Source organism: Gemmobacter sp. (genome assembly GCF_046292685.1).
In the GTDB taxonomy this organism is placed as follows: Bacteria; Pseudomonadota; Alphaproteobacteria; order Rhodobacterales; family Rhodobacteraceae; genus Wagnerdoeblera.
Map to the genome: position 1 here is coordinate 1 of NZ_JBKBQM010000004.1, position 15,749 is coordinate 15,749.

Annotated in this window: 17 protein-coding genes and 1 pseudogene; 10 read left to right on the forward strand and 8 right to left on the reverse strand. The window is 68.5% G+C overall.

Features of this window, described 5'->3' with window-relative positions; genetic code table 11:
• Positions 1 to 132: pseudogene (locus tag ACK4S2_RS01760) on the forward strand (IS5/IS1182 family transposase); the annotation flags it as partial.
• Positions 133 to 245: 113 nt separating this feature from the next.
• On the opposite strand, the gene ACK4S2_RS01765 reads toward ACK4S2_RS01760, so the two are convergent.
• Positions 246 to 809, reverse strand: coding sequence for a cupin domain-containing protein (locus tag ACK4S2_RS01765; RefSeq protein ID WP_409619713.1), 564 nt, complete (start codon positions 807 to 809; stop codon positions 246 to 248).
• Positions 810 to 925: 116 nt separating this feature from the next.
• Here ACK4S2_RS01765 and gabT point away from each other — a divergent pair, with 116 nt between their 5' ends.
• A complete protein-coding gene (gene gabT / locus ACK4S2_RS01770) occupies positions 926 to 2,227 on the forward strand; it encodes a 4-aminobutyrate--2-oxoglutarate transaminase (protein ID WP_409619715.1) in 1,302 nt (433 codons plus the stop codon).
• 27 nt (positions 2,228 to 2,254) lie between these two features.
• On the opposite strand, the gene ACK4S2_RS01775 is transcribed toward gabT, so the two are convergent.
• The 6 genes from ACK4S2_RS01775 to ACK4S2_RS01800 all read right to left on the reverse strand — a co-directional run bounded on the left by ACK4S2_RS01775 (position 2,255) and on the right by ACK4S2_RS01800 (position 8,198).
• Complete coding sequence (locus ACK4S2_RS01775) at positions 2,255 to 2,623, reverse strand: 4a-hydroxytetrahydrobiopterin dehydratase (RefSeq protein WP_409619717.1); 369 nt, start codon at positions 2,621 to 2,623, stop codon at positions 2,255 to 2,257.
• A 21-nt stretch (positions 2,624 to 2,644) separates the two neighbouring features.
• The gene (locus ACK4S2_RS01780) at positions 2,645 to 3,820 is read right to left on the reverse strand and encodes a GNAT family N-acetyltransferase (RefSeq protein WP_409619719.1); all 1,176 of its coding nucleotides are present in this window, start codon (positions 3,818 to 3,820) and stop codon (positions 2,645 to 2,647) included.
• Between the two features lie 62 nt (positions 3,821 to 3,882).
• Positions 3,883 to 4,659 carry a glycerophosphodiester phosphodiesterase family protein gene (locus tag ACK4S2_RS01785; RefSeq protein WP_409619721.1) on the reverse strand — a complete coding sequence of 259 codons (777 nt, stop codon included), beginning with the start codon at positions 4,657 to 4,659 and terminating at the stop codon, positions 3,883 to 3,885.
• A 15-nt stretch (positions 4,660 to 4,674) separates the two neighbouring features.
• Complete coding sequence (locus tag ACK4S2_RS01790) at positions 4,675 to 5,139, reverse strand: RidA family protein (RefSeq protein WP_409619723.1); 465 nt, start codon at positions 5,137 to 5,139, stop codon at positions 4,675 to 4,677.
• An 18-nt stretch (positions 5,140 to 5,157) separates the two neighbouring features.
• A complete protein-coding gene (locus ACK4S2_RS01795) occupies positions 5,158 to 6,423 on the reverse strand; it encodes an HlyD family type I secretion periplasmic adaptor subunit (RefSeq protein WP_409619892.1) in 1,266 nt (421 codons plus the stop codon).
• Positions 6,424 to 6,461: 38 nt separating this feature from the next.
• On the reverse strand, positions 6,462 to 8,198 hold the full coding sequence (locus tag ACK4S2_RS01800) for a type I secretion system permease/ATPase (RefSeq protein WP_409619725.1): 1,737 nt from the start codon (positions 8,196 to 8,198) through the stop codon (positions 6,462 to 6,464).
• Between the two features lie 196 nt (positions 8,199 to 8,394).
• Between ACK4S2_RS01800 and ACK4S2_RS01805 the strand changes: the two genes are divergently transcribed.
• Both ACK4S2_RS01805 and ACK4S2_RS01810 read left to right on the forward strand, forming a co-directional pair.
• Positions 8,395 to 9,153 carry a VacJ family lipoprotein gene (locus tag ACK4S2_RS01805; protein ID WP_409619727.1) on the forward strand — a complete coding sequence of 253 codons (759 nt, stop codon included), beginning with the start codon at positions 8,395 to 8,397 and terminating at the stop codon, positions 9,151 to 9,153.
• 16 nt (positions 9,154 to 9,169) lie between these two features.
• Positions 9,170 to 9,745, forward strand: coding sequence for a phospholipid-binding protein MlaC (locus ACK4S2_RS01810; protein ID WP_409619729.1), 576 nt, complete (start codon positions 9,170 to 9,172; stop codon positions 9,743 to 9,745).
• Here the strand turns inward: ACK4S2_RS01810 and ACK4S2_RS01815 are convergent.
• Positions 9,732 to 10,571: a hypothetical protein gene (locus ACK4S2_RS01815; RefSeq protein ID WP_409619731.1), complete on the reverse strand. Its 840-nt coding sequence runs from the start codon at positions 10,569 to 10,571 to the stop codon at positions 9,732 to 9,734. The two genes, ACK4S2_RS01810 and ACK4S2_RS01815, sit on opposite strands and share 14 nt — an antisense overlap.
• A gap of 157 nt (positions 10,572 to 10,728) precedes the next feature.
• On the opposite strand from ACK4S2_RS01815, the gene rpiA reads away from it, so the two are divergent.
• The 6 genes from rpiA (at position 10,729) to ACK4S2_RS01845 (ending at position 15,644) form a co-directional block, all read left to right on the forward strand.
• Positions 10,729 to 11,517 (forward strand): ribose-5-phosphate isomerase RpiA, encoded by a 789-nt coding sequence (gene rpiA, locus ACK4S2_RS01820; protein WP_409619733.1) that lies wholly within the window; start codon positions 10,729 to 10,731, stop codon positions 11,515 to 11,517.
• Between the two features lie 4 nt (positions 11,518 to 11,521).
• On the forward strand, positions 11,522 to 11,986 hold the full coding sequence (locus tag ACK4S2_RS01825; protein ID WP_409619735.1) for a hypothetical protein: 465 nt from the start codon (positions 11,522 to 11,524) through the stop codon (positions 11,984 to 11,986).
• Positions 11,983 to 13,344, forward strand: coding sequence for a glutathione-disulfide reductase (gor, locus tag ACK4S2_RS01830; protein WP_409619737.1), 1,362 nt, complete (start codon positions 11,983 to 11,985; stop codon positions 13,342 to 13,344). The genes ACK4S2_RS01825 and gor overlap by 4 nt, the downstream gene beginning before the upstream one ends.
• A 67-nt stretch (positions 13,345 to 13,411) precedes the next feature.
• Positions 13,412 to 14,572, forward strand: a complete 1,161-nt coding sequence (gene hflK / locus ACK4S2_RS01835; protein WP_409619739.1) for an FtsH protease activity modulator HflK — start codon at positions 13,412 to 13,414, stop codon at positions 14,570 to 14,572.
• The gene (hflC, locus tag ACK4S2_RS01840) at positions 14,569 to 15,450 is read left to right on the forward strand and encodes a protease modulator HflC (RefSeq protein WP_409619741.1); all 882 of its coding nucleotides are present in this window, start codon (positions 14,569 to 14,571) and stop codon (positions 15,448 to 15,450) included. Before hflK ends, hflC begins: the two co-directional genes overlap by 4 nt.
• A complete protein-coding gene (locus tag ACK4S2_RS01845) occupies positions 15,447 to 15,644 on the forward strand; it encodes a DUF2065 family protein (protein WP_409619743.1) in 198 nt (65 codons plus the stop codon). Before hflC ends, ACK4S2_RS01845 begins: the two co-directional genes overlap by 4 nt.
• Positions 15,645 to 15,749: the final 105 nt, after the last annotated feature.

Here is a 15,749-nt window from a genome sequence, read left to right on the forward strand (position 1 = left end):
TTCGGCTGGGCCAAGACCATAGGCCACATGGCCCAGACCGTCTATCGCGGCCTCGAGAAGGTGCGGTCCCGCTTCATCCTGACGATGGCCGCCAACAACCTCGCCCGACTGCCCCGGCTGCCGGCCGCATGACGATAAGGCGCGGCATCGGGCACCCATACCTCGCCTCGACCAGCACGACGCTCACCGCTGCCGCCCAAACAGAGGGAAAACTGTTCCGCCTCGCGGACTTCTTCAGCAGCCTGTTAAAGCCAGGGCGGGGTATTGGCCGAAACGATCACCGCGGGCGTGTCCGACAGGTTGCGAAAACGGTGCGGGCGCGTGCTGTCGAACAGATAGCCCTCGCCTGCGCGCAGCACGCGCACCTGATCGCCTACGGTCACCTCGACTTCGCCGCAGATCACGATGCCGCCTTCGGCCCCGGCATGGGCCAGCATGCTGCGCCCGGTATCGGCACCGGGCTCGTAGGTTTCGTGCAGGATTTGCAGCCCGTGCGCGCGGGCATCGCCCAGCTGCTCGATCCGCACCCGCGCCGCGCCGGGGACAAGGCCGGTCAGGTCGGTGCGTTCGGTCGCGGCAAAGAACACCTGGTCGGCCCGGATGGTGCCAGGGTCGAAGAATTCGGCCATGGTCATGTTCATACCGCTTAGAATCTTGCGCAACGAAGCGACCGAAGGCGAGCATCGATTGGTTTCGATCATCGAAATCTGGCCATGCGGCACACCTGCCGCAGCGGCCAGATCACGTTGCGACAGACCCCTTTGGATGCGAGTTTGCCGGAGCCTTGCGCCTACGTCGAAATCATCCATGCGAGGCCTCCTTTCTCTGCGGGCATCATGGCGCAAGGCGGTGCGTCTGGCCAGCGGGGATTGCTCAGGATGTTGAACGTGTCTAGACTAAGGACCATCAGACAGGGAGTCCCGCCATGACCACCAATGCCGATCTGCGCGCGCGCCAGTCCGCCGCCGTCGCCCCCGGGGTTGCCACCCGCGGCGTCTATGCCGCCCGCGCGGAAAATGCCGAGCTGTGGGATGTGGAAGGGCGGCGCTATCTGGATTTCGCCGCCGGGATCGCGGTGAACAACACCGGCCACCGCCACCCGCGCGTGATGGCCGCCGTGGCCGAGCAGGCGCAGGCCTTCACCCATACCTCGTTCAACGTGGCGCCTTACGAAGGCTACATCCGCTTGGCCGAGCGGCTGAATGCCATCGCCCCCGGCGATGCGCCGAAAAAGACCATGCTGGTCACCACGGGCGTCGAGGCGGTGGAAAACGCGGTGAAGATCGCCCGCGCCTATACCGGCCGCTCGGGGATCATCGCCTTTGGGGGCGGGTTTCACGGCCGCACCATGCTGGGCATGGCGCTGACCGGCAAGGTCAAGCCTTACAAGGCCGGGTTCGGCCCCTTTCCGGCCGAGATCTTCCATTCCGCCTTTCCGTCCGATTTCCACGGCGTTTCGGTGGCCGAGGCGCTGCGGGGCCTCGACAACCTGCTGCTGAACAGCATCGAACCCAAGCGCGTTGCGGCGTTCATCATCGAGCCGGTGCAAGGCGAAGGCGGCTTCAACGTCGCCCCGGCCGGGTTTCTGCGCGCGCTGCGCGAGCGGGCGGATGCGCATGGCATCCTGCTGATCGCCGACGAGATCCAGGCCGGCATGGCGCGCACGGGCAAGATGTTCTGCTTCGAACATGCGGGCGTCGTGCCCGACCTGATTACCATGGCCAAGGGGCTGGCGGGGGGCTTTCCGCTGTCGGCGGTGACGGGGCGGGCAGAGGTGGTCGATGCCGCGCCGGCGGGGGGGCTTGGCGGCACCTATGCCGGCAACCCGCTGGCCATCGCCGCGGCCCATGCCGTGCTGGATGTGATCGCGGACGAAGACCTCTGCGCCCGCGCCGCCGAAATCGGCGACCGCATCCTTGGCCGGTTGCGCGCGCTCCAGTCCCGGCAGGGGATGGAGGCGGTGGGCGATGTGCGCGGCATGGGGGCGATGGTGGCCTTCGAGCTTGTCACCGACCGCGCCAGCAAGGCCCCCGATGCCGCCTTGACCAACGCCATCATCGCCGAGGCGGAAGCGCGCGGGCTCATCATGATCTCTTGCGGGATGCACGGCAACGTGGTGCGCCTGCTGCCGCCCTTGACCACGCCGATGGCGCAGGTGGACGAGGCGCTGGATATCATCGAGGCCAGCATCGAGGCGGCGATCACCCGCATGGCCAGCGCTGCCTGACCTCGCTGCGGCTGGCCGGGGTTGCTGCTAGGCGCCTCGGCCGGCTGCGCGTTCCTGGCACAGGCTCAGGACCGGCGCGCCGTCTTGCGGTGCCACTTCGGCCGGGCCTGCGATCCGGTCCATGGCCTTGGCCAGCTTGATGTCCAGCGTGCTCAGGCCGTTGCAGTCATGCGTCGTCAGCGTCACATCGACCAGGTTGTAGACGTTGCGCCATTCGGGGTGGTGGTTCAGCCGCTCGGCCTCCAGCGCCACGCGGGACATGAAGCCCCAGGCTTGCGAGAAGTTGCGGAACTTCCAGACCTTGCGCAGCGCGTCGCGGCCCGGCACCGCCTGCCAGCCGGTTTCGCCCAAGGGCGGCAGGTCGCGGTTGCGGGCTTCGGTATCGAGCGGTGTCATGCGGCGGTCTCCGGTTCGGGGTCAGTCGTGGTCGGCGCAAGGGCCGCGGCGAAAGGGGCCCCAGGCGGTCATCACTTCGATCTCCTGGTCCACCGCCGCGCGTTCGGCCTGCAGGTAGCGGTCCACCGCCTTGCGAAAGCCGGTGTCGGGCAGATGGTGCAGCGAATGCACGGGCACGGGCAGATAGCCGCGCGCCAGCTTGTGTTCGCCTTGGGCGCCGGCCTCCACCCGCTTGAGCCCATGCGCGATGGCCCAGTCGATCGCCTGATGATAGCACAGTTCGAAATGCAGGCAGGGGTGATCCTCGATGCAGCCCCAATAGCGGCCATACAGGGTGTCGCGGCCGATCAGGTTCAGCGCGCCGGCCACCGGGCGGCCGTTCCGTTCGGCCAGCACCAGCAGCACATCGTCGCGCAAGGTCGCCTGCATCTCGTCGAAAAAGGCCCGGGTCAGATAGGGGCGGCCCCATTTGCGTGCCCCGGTATCCTGGTAGAACTGCCAGAACGCATCCCAATGCGCCGGGCGCAGCTCGGCCCCGGTCAAGGCGCGGATGGTGCCGCCGAAACCTTGCGCCGTGGCGCGTTCCTTGCGCAGCGCCTTGCGCTTGCGGCTGGCCAGATCGCCCAGGAAATCCTCGTAACAGCGGTAGCCGCGGTTTTCCCAGTGGAACTGCTGGGTCACCCGGTGCAGCCATTGCGGCGGGGCGCCTTCGGCCTCGGACGCTGTGCAAAAGGTGACATGCGCCGAGGACAGCCGGTTGTCGGCGGCAATCCGCTCCAACCCCGAAAGGATCGCGCTGCGGCCGGCGGCTTCCCACCCCGGGGCGCAGAGAAAGCGGCGCCCGGTGGCCGGCGTGAACGGCACGGCCACCTGCAACTTGGGGTAATAGCGCCCGCCGGCGCGTTGCCAGGCATCGGCCCAGGCGTGGTCAAAGATGTATTCGCCCTGGCTGTGCGCCTTGATGTAAAGCGGCGCCACGGCGACGACCCGACCTTCGGCCCGCACCACCATCGGGCGCGGATCCCAGCCGGTGCCGGGCCCGACCGAGCCCGAGCGTTCCAGCGCGGTCAGGAACCTGTGCGTGGTGAACGGGTCTGCCGGCACACCGCCGCCCGGGTTCGCGCAGGCATCCCAAGCCTCGGCGGGCAGGTCGCCCACCCGATCCAGCAGAGTGATTTCCACGCCGGTGCCGTCCATTGCCCGCCTCTTGTCCCTTCGCAAACCTGCGCCGCGCGCGGCGCAAGTCAAGCGCGGCGGCCTCAGCCTGCGGGGATGGCGGCGGCGTAGCCTTCGAAGGTGACGTTGCAGGCGATACGCCGCGCCTCGGCCTCGGCCTGCGGCGAACGGATCGTCCAGCACAGCACGTCGGCGCCCCGGGCCGCCAGTTCGGCCACCCGCGCCCGGCCCAGATCCTGCCAATGGTGCGAAATGAAGCTCGCGCCGACCCGGTCATAGTCGGGGATCGCGCGCAACCGGGCGCAGGCCGGTTCGTCCAGCGGCACCCACTCCTCCGGGGTCCATTCCCAGGTGGTCAGCCCCCGGGGCACCCGTGGCAGCAGGCGCGCCATTTCGGCCATCGAATGCGGGTTGAACGACATCACCGCGACATCGCCGCGATAGGCAGCCAGGCAGCGTGCGGCGGCCGCCTCCAGCGGGCCCACGCCGGGGCCGACCGCGCCGTCCTGATCCTTGATCTCGACCAGCAGCGGCACGGCGCCGTTCACCAGGGCCAGCACCTCGGCGAACGGGGGGATGCCTTCGTCGGCGTCCTTCAGGGCAATGCCGGCCAGTTCGGCCGCCGGGCGGGCCCGCACCGGGCCGGTCGCCGCCGTCAGGCGGTCCAGCGTGTCGTCATGAAAGACCATCGCATGCCCGTCGGCCGAAAGCTGAAGGTCGATCTCGATGGCATAGCCGGCGGCGATGGCGGCGCGAATCGCCGCCCGGCTGTTTTCCGGGCGGCGCTGGCTGCGGTCGTGATAGGCGCGGTGCGCCACCGGCAGGCGGCGCAGGGATTCGGGCAGGCGTGGGGCTTGCATGATGCGGGCCGCGGCTCAGCGCAGTTCGAAGATGGCTTCGATTTCCACCGCCACCCCCAGCGGCAGCGACGCCGCCGACACGGCCGAGCGCGCATGCCGCCCGGCATCGCCGAACACCGCAACCATAAGGTCCGAGGCACCGTTGATGACCTTGGGCTGGTCAGTGAACTCGGGGGTCGAGTTGACAAAGCCCACCAGCTTGACCACCCGTGCTACCCGGCCCAGATCGCCGCCGCAGGCGGCCTTGGCCTGGGCCATCAGGCTCAGCGCGCAGCGCCGGGCGGCGGCGGCGCCGGCCTCGACATCCAGGTCGGCGCCGAGCCGCCCCTTGATGAGACCGCCGTCGTCCTGGCTGATCTGGCCCGAGACGTAAAGCATGTTGCCCGAGATCACATAGGGCACATAGTTGGCCGCCGGGGCCGGGGCAGCCGGCAAGGTCAGGCCAAGCTCGGCCAGCCGGGCTTCGAAGGATGCGGTCATGGGGTCTTTCCTCGCTGGTCAGCTTTCGCGGAAGGCGCGGTTGAAATAATCGGTAAACGGCCGCGTCAGGAATTGCACCGGGGTGCGTTCGTCGGTGCGGATGAAGGCCTCGACCGGCATGCCGGGCACCAGCACCACTTGGCCGAGCTTTTCCAGCTCGCCGGGCTTCAGCTCGATTTCGGCGCGGTAATAGGGCATCTGGCTGCCTTCGTCGATCAGCACGTCGGCCGAAACCTTGGTCACCACCCCGAAAACCTCGGGCGTGGTGCGCATGGAAAAGGCCGAGAACACGACCTTGGCTTCCTGGCCCGGTTGCACCTGGTCGATATGAATGGTCGGCACCCGGCTGGCGATCACCAGCGGGCGATCCTGCGGAATGATGAACATCACCGGATCCGCCGGGCGGATCACCGCGCGCGGGGTGGTGACCCGCAGGTTCAGCACGATGCCCGACACCGGCGCACGAATCTCCAGCCGGCTGATGCGTTCGGCCAGCGCGCGGCGGCGCTCGGCCAGTTCCAGCTCGCGGTAGCCGATGTCGCGCAACTGGGTGCCGGCTTCCTCGCGCCGTGCCGCCGACAGGCGCAGGATCTCGATTTCGGTTTCGGTGATCCGGCCTTCGGCCTGCGCGCGGTTGGCGGTCAGCTCGCCGACCTGGCCGGCCAGCCGCGCCTCCTCGCGTTGCAGCGCCAGCACCCGGCTGACCTGCGCCAGCCCCTTTTGCAGCAGCTCCTGCTGGCTGGCCAGTTCTTCGGCGATCAGGCCCAGTTGCGTGGTCAGCGCCGCGCGCTGCGCGTCGATGCCCTGGATCAGGCTTTCGGTCTGCGACTTGCGCTTGCCCAGTTGTTCAAGCTGCTTGGTCAGCGTTTCGGCACGCGCCTCGAACAGGCGTTGCTGGCCCTCCATCAGCGCCGCAACCTCGGGGTTGCGGGCCGAAGCCTCGACCAGTTCGGCCGGAAACTGGATCGTGCGCTGATCGTCGCGCTCGGCCTCCAGTCGCCCGCGGCGGGCGAGGATTTCGTAGAATTGCGTTTCCACGATGGTCAGTTCGGACTTCAGCAAGGTGCCGTCCAGCGTCATCAGCACGTCGCCGGCCTTCACGCTGGCGCCTTCGGTGACCAGGATGTCCTGCACCGTGCCGCCATCGGCGTGCTGCACCACCTGGCGGTGCTGGTCCACCTCCAGCGAGCCCGAGGTGACGATGGCCCCGGTGATCGTGGTCATCATGCCCCAGCCCACGGTGCCGCCCACCAGCACCAGCGACGTCACGATGCCCAGCATCATCGGCCGGGTGACCGGCCACTTCGGTTTGTCTGCGTTGCTCACGACACGCCTCCCGGCCCTGCGCTGCGAATGATCTCGGTGTGGTTCTTGACCATTTCGCGCAACACGGTGTCGCGCGGACCAAAGGCGGTGCGCACACCGTTTTCCAGAACCAGGAGCACGTCGCATTCCTGAATGGCGGCGGGGCGGTGCGCCATGATGATGACCGCCTTGCCTTCGGATTTCATGGTGCGGATGGCGGTGTTCAGCGCCACCGACCCTTCGTTGTCGAGGTTGGAGTTCGGTTCGTCCAGCACCAGGATCACCGGGTCGCCATACATGGCCCGCGCCAGCCCGATGCGCTGCAACTGCCCGCCGGAAAGCCGCCCCCCGATGGCCGAAACCCGGGTGTCGTAACCTTGCGGGAATTGCAGGATCATGTCGTGCGCCGCGGCCTTTTTCGCCGCCTTGACGATGGCTTCGGGGTCGGGGTTGGGCGACAGGCGGGCGATGTTTTCGCCGATGGTGCCGTCGAACAGCGTGATCCGCTGCGGCAGATAGCCGATGTAGCTACCCAGCGTGTCGGGGTCGAACTGGTCCAGCGCGGCGCCGTCCAGCCGGATCTTGCCGGCGGCCGGGCGCCACACGCCGCAGACCGCGCGCGCCAGCGTGGATTTGCCCGCGCCCGACGGCCCGATCACCCCCAGCGCCTGCCCCTGATCCAGCCGGAACGACACGCCTTTCAGCACCGCCTGCTGTTCGCCCGGCGGCACGACCGTGATGTTCTGCGCCTCCAGAATCGCGCGCGGCCGCGGCAGGGGGGTGATTTCCGGCTCCACCGGCACCCGGCTCAGCAGCCCGGCCAGCCGGCTCCAGCCTTCCTGGGCGCGCTGCACCACGGCCCATTGGCCCACCGCCATCTCGATCGGCGCCAGCGCCCGCCCTAGCAGGATCGACCCGGCGATCATCGCGCCCGGGGTCATTTCGCCTTTCAGCACCAGCCAGGCGCCGAGACCCAGCATGGCCGACTGCAGGAACAGACGAAAGGTCTTGGTGCCCGCCCCGAAGGCGCCGCCAAGGTCCGAGGCGTTCATCACCGCTCCGGTCTGGTTTTCGCGCGCTTTCGACCAGCGGGCAAAGGCCGCCCCCCGCATCCCAAGGCTCTGGATCAGCTCCGCCTCGCTCTTGATCTGTTCCGACAGGCGCTCGGCATGGACGGTGGCGGCGTTGGCATCGGCCGTCGGGCGCTTGGTCGCGTTCTGGTTCCAGATCGTCACCGCGATCAGAATGGCGCCGCCCAGGATGGCCAGCCACCCCAGCAACGGGTGGAACATGAAGATCGCTACCAGGAACACCGGCGTCCAGGGCATGTCGAACACCGCCATCAGCACCGGCGACACCAGCAACCGCTGGATCGATTCCAGATCGCGCTGCGCGGCCTGCGCCGACTGTTCCTGCGGCGCCACGGCCGCCATGCGGATCGAGGCCGAAAACACCCGCCGGTCCAGCCGGTCGAGGAACCGCGCCCCGATCCGTGCGGCGATGCGCGAACGGGCGTGGTCCAGCAGGCCCATGGCCAGGAACAGGAAGCATATCAGCCCGGTCAGCGCCACCAGCGTCGCCTCGGAATGCGAGCCGAGCACGCGGTCATACACCTGCAACATGTAGATCGGCCCGGTCAGCATCAGAATGTTGACCAGCGCGCTGAACAGGAAAACCGCCCAGAACAGACGGCGGTTTTCCGAACGTGCGGCGCGAAGTTCCGCCGTTCCTCTTGCAGTCTCGGGCGTGCTCATCGAGGCGATCTTTCCTGTAACCCGCCACATTGTGGCAGGTTTCGCGTTGGCGGAAAACGGCCAGAAGCAAAAAAAATCCCAGCGCCTTGCGTTGCCAATGGCGTCAGGACTGCTAATCCTGTGTCGGGTCTGGCTGGTCTTCCGCCTTGCAATGCCGGTCCCTGAAGCAGCCTGAAAGCACAGCGCGGGTTTTCCATTGTCCGATTTGCGCCTTTCCACCGTTCCGCGCCGCATCGCAGGGGTTCTTGGCATCGCCGTGCTGGCGGGCTGCGCGGCGCCGCCTCCGGTGCCGGTGCCGCAGAGCGACCCCTACGAAGACCTCAACCGGCGCACCCACGCCTTCAACCTGGCGCTCGACAAGGCTGTTGTCGGCCCTTTGGCGCGCGGGGCGCGGCCTGCGCTGGAGGGCCCGCTGGGGGTCGGGGTCAGCAACCTGGCCGGCAACCTGTCGATGCCTTCGGCGATCCTCAACAAGGTGCTGCAAGGCCGGCTGGAGGATGCCGTTCACAACACCTGGCGCTTTGCGATCAATACCACCATCGGCCTCGGCGGGCTGCTGGACCCCGCGTCGGCGATGGGCCTGACCGAACGCGACACCGATTTCGGCGCCACGCTGCACACCTGGGGCGTGGGCGAAGGTGCTTACATGGTCTTGCCCGTCGTCGGCCCCTCGACCGAACGCGATGCCGCAGGCCGGATCGTGGATGCCTTCATCGACCCCTTGGGTTTTGTGCTGCAAAAGCCCGAAAGCACCTGGGCACGAGCCTTCAAGATCGGTTCAAAGCTCAGTGATCGGGCCCGCTTCAGCAACAGCGTGGACTCGATCTTGCACGAAAGTGCCGATAGTTACGCCCAGATGAGGCTGCTTTACCTGCAAAGTCGCCGGTTCGAATTGGGACAGGAGGTTGCAGATGACGCGTTCATCGACCCGTATGCGGACCCTTACGGCAACTGATCCGCGGCGCCGGGCGTTGTTGGCGGGTGGTGCGGTCTATGCCGGGCTGCTGCTGGCCGGCGCCCCTGTGCTGGCCTTTACCGTGGAACAGGCCCGGGCGCTGATCGACCGCGCCATCGGCGAAGTGAACGCCACCATCAACTCGGGCAAGCCCGAAGCCGCGATGCTGAAGGATTTCGAAGGCATCTTCGCGCGCTATGCCGATGTGCCCACCATCGCGCGCTCGGCCCTGGGGCCGGCCGCCCGCAGCGCAAGCCCCGCGCAGATGCAGGCCTTCACCGAGGCGTTCCGCATCTACATCTCGCGCAAGTATGGCCGCCGTTTCCGCGAATTCATCGGCGGCCAGATCGAGGTGACCGGCGCCCAGACGCTGAAAAGCTATTACGAGGTGCTGACCGTCGCCAAGCTGCGCGGCAAGGCCCCGTTCGACATGCGCTGGCATGTGTCGGATCGCAGCGGGCGGCAACTGTTCTTCAACATCATCATCGAAGGTGTGAACATGCTGGCGGCCGAACGCACCGAGATCGGCAGCATGCTGGACCGCCGCCGGGGCGACATCAACGCCCTGATCGCCGACCTCAAGGCGACCTGAGCGGCGGCCCTGCGGCTGCCGCCCGCCATCCGCCCGACACGAAGGCGTCGAAGGCGCCGGTTTCCAGAACCTTTTCGAAGGACATGTGGCCGGCATATCCGGGCACCGGCACCAGCGATACCCCCGGCAAGCCTTCAACGTGCCTGGCATGCGCTGCGTTCTCCCGCGCATCGGCGCCGAACCAGATTGTCCGCTGCGTTGCCCCGGCCGAGGCACCAAAGTCCTGGGCCAGGTCCAGGGCATCGCGGCCGAACTGCGCCTCCATGCGCTGCACCAGCAATTTCGCGCGCGGATCGCCGACCCGTTCCGCGGCCAGCAAGCCGGTCGGGGGCGAGGCGCACAGGACATGGGCCGCGCCCAGCCCCAGCCCGTATCGGATGGCCCCGAACCCGCCGCCCGAAGTGCAACGACAGATCACCCGCCGGGTCTCCAGCCGGTGCGACCTGTCGCGCAGGGCTTCGAGCCCCCCGCCCAGGTCCGGCACGAGCGAAGGCACGCCGCCTTGAAACAGGGTCATTTCGGGGTCGCGCAGGTAGATGGCGGAATGGTTTTGCGCGGCGCAGAACGCATCGACCCATTCCAAGGGCGCCATCAGCCTGTTGGCCAGCCCGGCAAAGCCCAGCAGCGCGCCCCCCGATCCGCCCGCCGCGCCGACCAGAACGTCCGACCCGTCATCCGCGATCACCGGCCGCCGGAACCGCGCGGGGCGCGGCGCGCTGGCCGGGGCATCGGCCCAGGTATCGGCCCAGGTATCGGCCCAGATATCGGCCGCGTCGGCCGGGGCGCGTCGCTGGCAGGCGATAGTGGAAGGGCCGGACTCCGACAATCCCTGTCGTTCCTTTGCGGCGGCGCACCCTCTGCCGTGCGCCAGCCGGCCCTTTCCAGTGCCGGCTGCGGGGCGCCCGGTGCGGGGGGCGGCATTTCCCCCTCGCGCCGCGCGGGGGCTTTGCCTATAACCGGCGCGACCAGACCGGAGATGCCCGATGCCCGCAGACCTTTCCCCGATCGACAAGGCCAAGTTCGTTGCCGCGCGCCGTGCCGTGGCCTTTGTCGAAGACGGCATGAAGCTGGGCCTCGGCACCGGGTCCACCGCCGCCTGGATGGTGCGCTGCCTGGCCGAGCGCGTGCGCGAGGAGGGGTTGCGCGTCACCGGCGTTCCTACCTCCAGCCGCACGGCGGAACTGGCGCGGCAGCTCGGGCTGCACATCACCTCGCTTGACGATGCCAAGTGGCTGGACCTCACCATCGACGGCGCCGACGAATTCGACGCCAACCTGAACCTCATCAAGGGCGGCGGCGGGGCGCTCTTGCAGGAAAAGATCGTGGCCACCGCCTCGGACCAGATGGTCGTCATCACCGACGCCGCCAAGGAGGTTGCGGCCCTGGGCGCCTTTCCGCTGCCGATCGAGGTGATCCCCTTCGGTTGGCAGACCACCCGCACCCTGGTCGAGGAAACGCTGGGCAGCCTCGATGTGCTGGGGCGCGAGGTGACGCTGCGCATGAACGGCGACCGCGCCTTTGTCACCGACGAAGGCAACTACATCCTCGACCTGCATCTGGGGCGCATCGGCAACCCGCGGCAACTGTCGCTGATCTTGAACCAGATTCCGGGCGTGGTGGAAAACGGGCTGTTCATCGACATCTGCGACATCGTGGTGGTCGGCCACGGCGACGGCCGGGTGGACGTGCGCGACATCAATGCCGGCACCGTCACCCACGACCGGGTGGAGTTCGCCGAAACCGACAACGTCTTCCGCGACCTCGGGGACTAGGCGCGTGACCCTGACCATCCACCGCACGGCCCGCGGCACGGCTGCTGCCGCGCTGAACCTTGCCCTGACCGGGCTGTCGGGCGTGATCCTGCTGGGCAACCAGTGGGTCGCGGCCGAGCCTTCGGTGGTCGGGGCGGTGGCCGGCGTGCTGATGCTGGCCTGGGCCGGGCTGATCCTGTCGGCGCTGTTGCGTCCGGTGCTGCTGGTCGCCGACGACGCGGGCCTTTCGGTGCGCCGGGTGCTGGGCTGGCACCGCTTTGCCTGGCCCGACCTGCTGTGGGCCGACCTGCAAGGCAGCCGCGCCGTGCTGTTTGCCGCCCGGGCCGGCGGGCGCGACCGCTATGCCGCGCTGCCGCGCCGCCCGGTGGCGCCCGAGGACTTCGACCGCCTGTCGCAAACCCTGCGCCAGCGCCGCCCCGACCTGCCGCTGAAGAACCCCGCCACCCCAACCCTGCCGGAGGCCGCATGAGCTTTGATCTGGATCTTTTCGTGATCGGTGGCGGGTCGGGTGGGGTGCGCGCCGCGCGCATCGCCGCCGCCGAAGGCGGGGCCCGCGTCGCCCTGGCCGAGGAATACCGCATGGGCGGCACCTGCGTGATCCGCGGCTGCGTTCCGAAAAAGCTGATGGTCTATGCCAGCGCCTTTCCCGGCCAGATCGCCGATGCCCGCGGCTATGGCTGGGATGCGGCCGCCGGCGGGTTCGACTGGCCGCGGTTCCGCACCGCGCTGGAGGCCGAGCTCGACCGGCTGGAACGCGCCTACCGTTCCGGGCTGACCGGCGCCGGCGTCACCATCCACGACACCCGCGCCACGGTGCTGGACCCGCACACCGTGCAACTGGCCACCGGCCAGACCCTGACCGCCCGCCATATCCTGATCGCCACCGGCGGCACCCCCTTCGTGCCCGATGTGCCGGGGGCAGAGCTGGCGCTGACCTCGAACGACATCTTCCGGCTGGAGGCGCTGCCCCGGTCCATCCTGATCGTCGGCGGCGGCTACATCGCCTGCGAATTCGCCTGCATCCTGAACGGGCTGGGCGTGCAGGTGACGCAGTATTACCGCGGTGCCCAGATCCTGCGCGGCTTCGACGACGAGGCGCGCGGCCATGTCGCCGATGCGATGGCGGCCCAGGGCATCGACATCCACTGCGGCGCCGACGTGCTGCGCATGGAACGCGCGCCCGGCGGCGGCGCCCGGGTCGAGGCGACCAACGGCACCGACCGCACCTTCGACGCGGTGCTTTACGCCACCGGCCGGCGGCCCAACAGCGCGGGGCTGGGGCTCGAACCCCTCGGCGTGCAGTTCGGCCGCAACGGGCAGATCCTGGTCGATGGCTACAGCCAGACCGCCGTGCCCTCGATCTTTGCCGTGGGCGACGTGACCGACCGCATCGCCCTGACGCCGGTTGCCATCCGCGAAGGCCACGCCTTTGCCGACACGGTGTTCAAGGGCACGCCGCGCCAGGCCGACCACGACCTTGTGGCCAGCGCCGTCTTTACCCAGCCCGAGCTGGCCGCCGTGGGCCTGACCGAGGAGGCCGCGCGCGACCGCGAGCCGATCGAGGTCTATGTCGCCAGCTTCCGCCCGATGCAGACCCTGTTCGCCGGCCGGCAGGACCGGGCGCTGTTCAAGCTGATCGTGGCACAGGGGTCGCGCAAGGTTCTGGGCTGCCACATCGTCGGCCCCGGCGCGGCCGAGATGATCCAGATGGTGGCCATCGCCATCAAGATGGGCGCCACCAAGGAGGATTTCGACCGCACCTGTGCCGTCCATCCCACCATGGCCGAAGAACTCGTGACCATGAAAAAGCCGATCCGTCGCAGCTGACCGGGTTGATTTCCGGCGCAAAATGACCAGTTAGACCACAACGGAAAGCAAGAAGGGAACAAAACCCATGGCGGGAAGCGGAGGACCCTGGGGCGGCGGCTCCGGCGGCGGAGACGGCGGCAACCGGGGCTCGGGTCCCGGGGGCGGCGGGCGCAAGCCGGGCCAGGACGGCCCGCAGATCCCGGAAATCGACGAATTGATGAAAAAGGGCCAGGAACAGCTGCGCGTGCTGATGGGCGGGCGCGGCGGCAACGGCGGCCGTGGCACCGGCGGGCCGGGGCGCGGCGGGCCGGGCGGACCGGCGATCTCGAAAGGCGGCCTCTTGCTGGGCGGGGCGGCGGCGGTGGTCCTGTGGGTCATGGCCAGCTTCTACACCGTCAAGCCCGAGGAACGCGCCGTCGAGCTGTTCCTGGGCGAGTTTCGCGGCATCGGCAACCCGGGTCTGAACTTTGCGCCCTGGCCGCTGGTCACCGCGGAAATCGTGCAGGTCACCGGCGAACGCGTCACCGACATCGGCACCGGCCGGGGCGGCCCGCTCGATACCGGGCTGATGCTGACGCGCGACCAGAACATCGTGGACATCGAATTCCAGGTGGTCTGGAACGTGTCCGACCCGGCGGCCTTCCTGTTCAACCTCAAGGATCCGACCGAAACCATCCGCGCCGTGTCGGAATCGGCCATGCGCGACATCATCGCGCGGTCTGAACTGGCGCCCATCCTCAACCGCGACCGCGGCGCCATCGCGGCCGACCTGCGCGCCGCCGTTCAAGGCACGCTCGACAGTTACCAGGCCGGCATCAACGTGGTCCGCATCAACTTCGACCGCGCCGACCCCCCGCGCGAGGTCATCGACAGCTTCCGCGAGGTGCAGGCCGCCCAGCAGGAACGCGACCGGCTGGAGAAAGAGGCCGATGCCTACGCCAACCGCGTGACCGCCGGCGCCCGAGGCGAGGCCGCGCGCCTGCTGGAACAGGCCGAAGGCTACCGCGCCGAGGTGGTGAACGCCGCCCAGGGCGAGGCCAGCCGCTTTCTGGCCGTCTACGAGGAATACATCAAGGCGCCCGACGTGACCCGGCGGCGCATGTATCTGGAAACGATGGAAAAGGTGCTGGGCGACATGAACAAGGTCATCCTTGACGGCGTATCGGGCGAAGGCGCGCAAGGCGTCGTGCCCTATCTGCCGCTCAACGACCTGAACCGTCCTGTTGCCTCGGGGGCCAGCCGATGAACCGTTCCGCGCTTCTTCTGCCGATTCTCGCCGTCGTCGTCGCCGGCATCATGTCGTCGCTGTTCATCGTGGACGAACGCGAAAAGGTGCTGGTGCTGCAATTCGGCCAGGTGAAACAGGTCAAGGAAACCCCGGGCCTCGGCTTCAAGATTCCGCTTATCCAGGAAGTCGTCACCTACGAGGATCGCATCCTCGGCCTGCAGACCGCCCCGCTGGAAGTCACGCCGCTGGACGATCGCCGCCTTGTCGTCGATGCCTTTGCGCGCTGGCGCATCGTCAACCTGATCGACTTCCGCGAGGCCGTGGGTGCCGGCGGCGAAAACGCGGCTCAGGTGCGGCTCGAACGCATCATCACCGCCGCCATCCGCGAGGTTCTGGGTGGCGTGCCGTCGAACCGCGTCCTGTCCGAAGACCGCACGTCGCTGATGAACCAGATCCGCGACAATGCCCGCCGTCAGGCGCTGTCGCTGGGGGTGGATGTCGTGGACGTGCGCCTGACCCGCACCGACCTGCCGGAACAGAACCTTGCGGCCACCTATGCCCGGATGCGCGCCGAACGCGAACGCGAAGCCGCCGACGAACGCGCCCGCGGCGAAGAAGCGGCACAGCGCGTGCGCGCCGCCGCCGACCGCACGGTGATCGAGCTGACCTCCGACGCCCGCCGCCAGGCCGAGGTGATCCGCGGCGAGGCCGACGCCGAACGCAACCGCGTCTATGCCGAAGCGTTCGGCCGCGACCCCGAGTTCTTCGCCTTCACCCGCTCGCTCACCTCTTATGAACGCGCGCTGCAAGGGGCGAACTCCTCGATCGTGATGCAGCCGGACAGCACCTTCTTCGACTACCTGCGAACCGACAAGGCGCCGGGCCGCAGCGAATGAGCTTCGTGCTGCTGGCACTTGGCCTTGTGCTTGTCGTCGAGGGGCTGGCGTTCGCGCTGGCCCCTTCGCGCATGCAGGACATCGCCGCCATGATCGCGGCCATCCCGCCCGAACGCCGGCGCCTGATCGGGCTGGTGATGCTGGCGCTGGGGGTGGCGCTGGTCTGGGGGGCGCGGCGGCTCGGGGCCTTCTGAACCGGCCGCGGCACGGCGGTTTCACAAGCTATTGAACCTGCTGCAACGTCATTTGCTTTCCGCCGCGGCCGCGCCCATTGTCAGCGCAGAGCCGGGTGGCAAAAC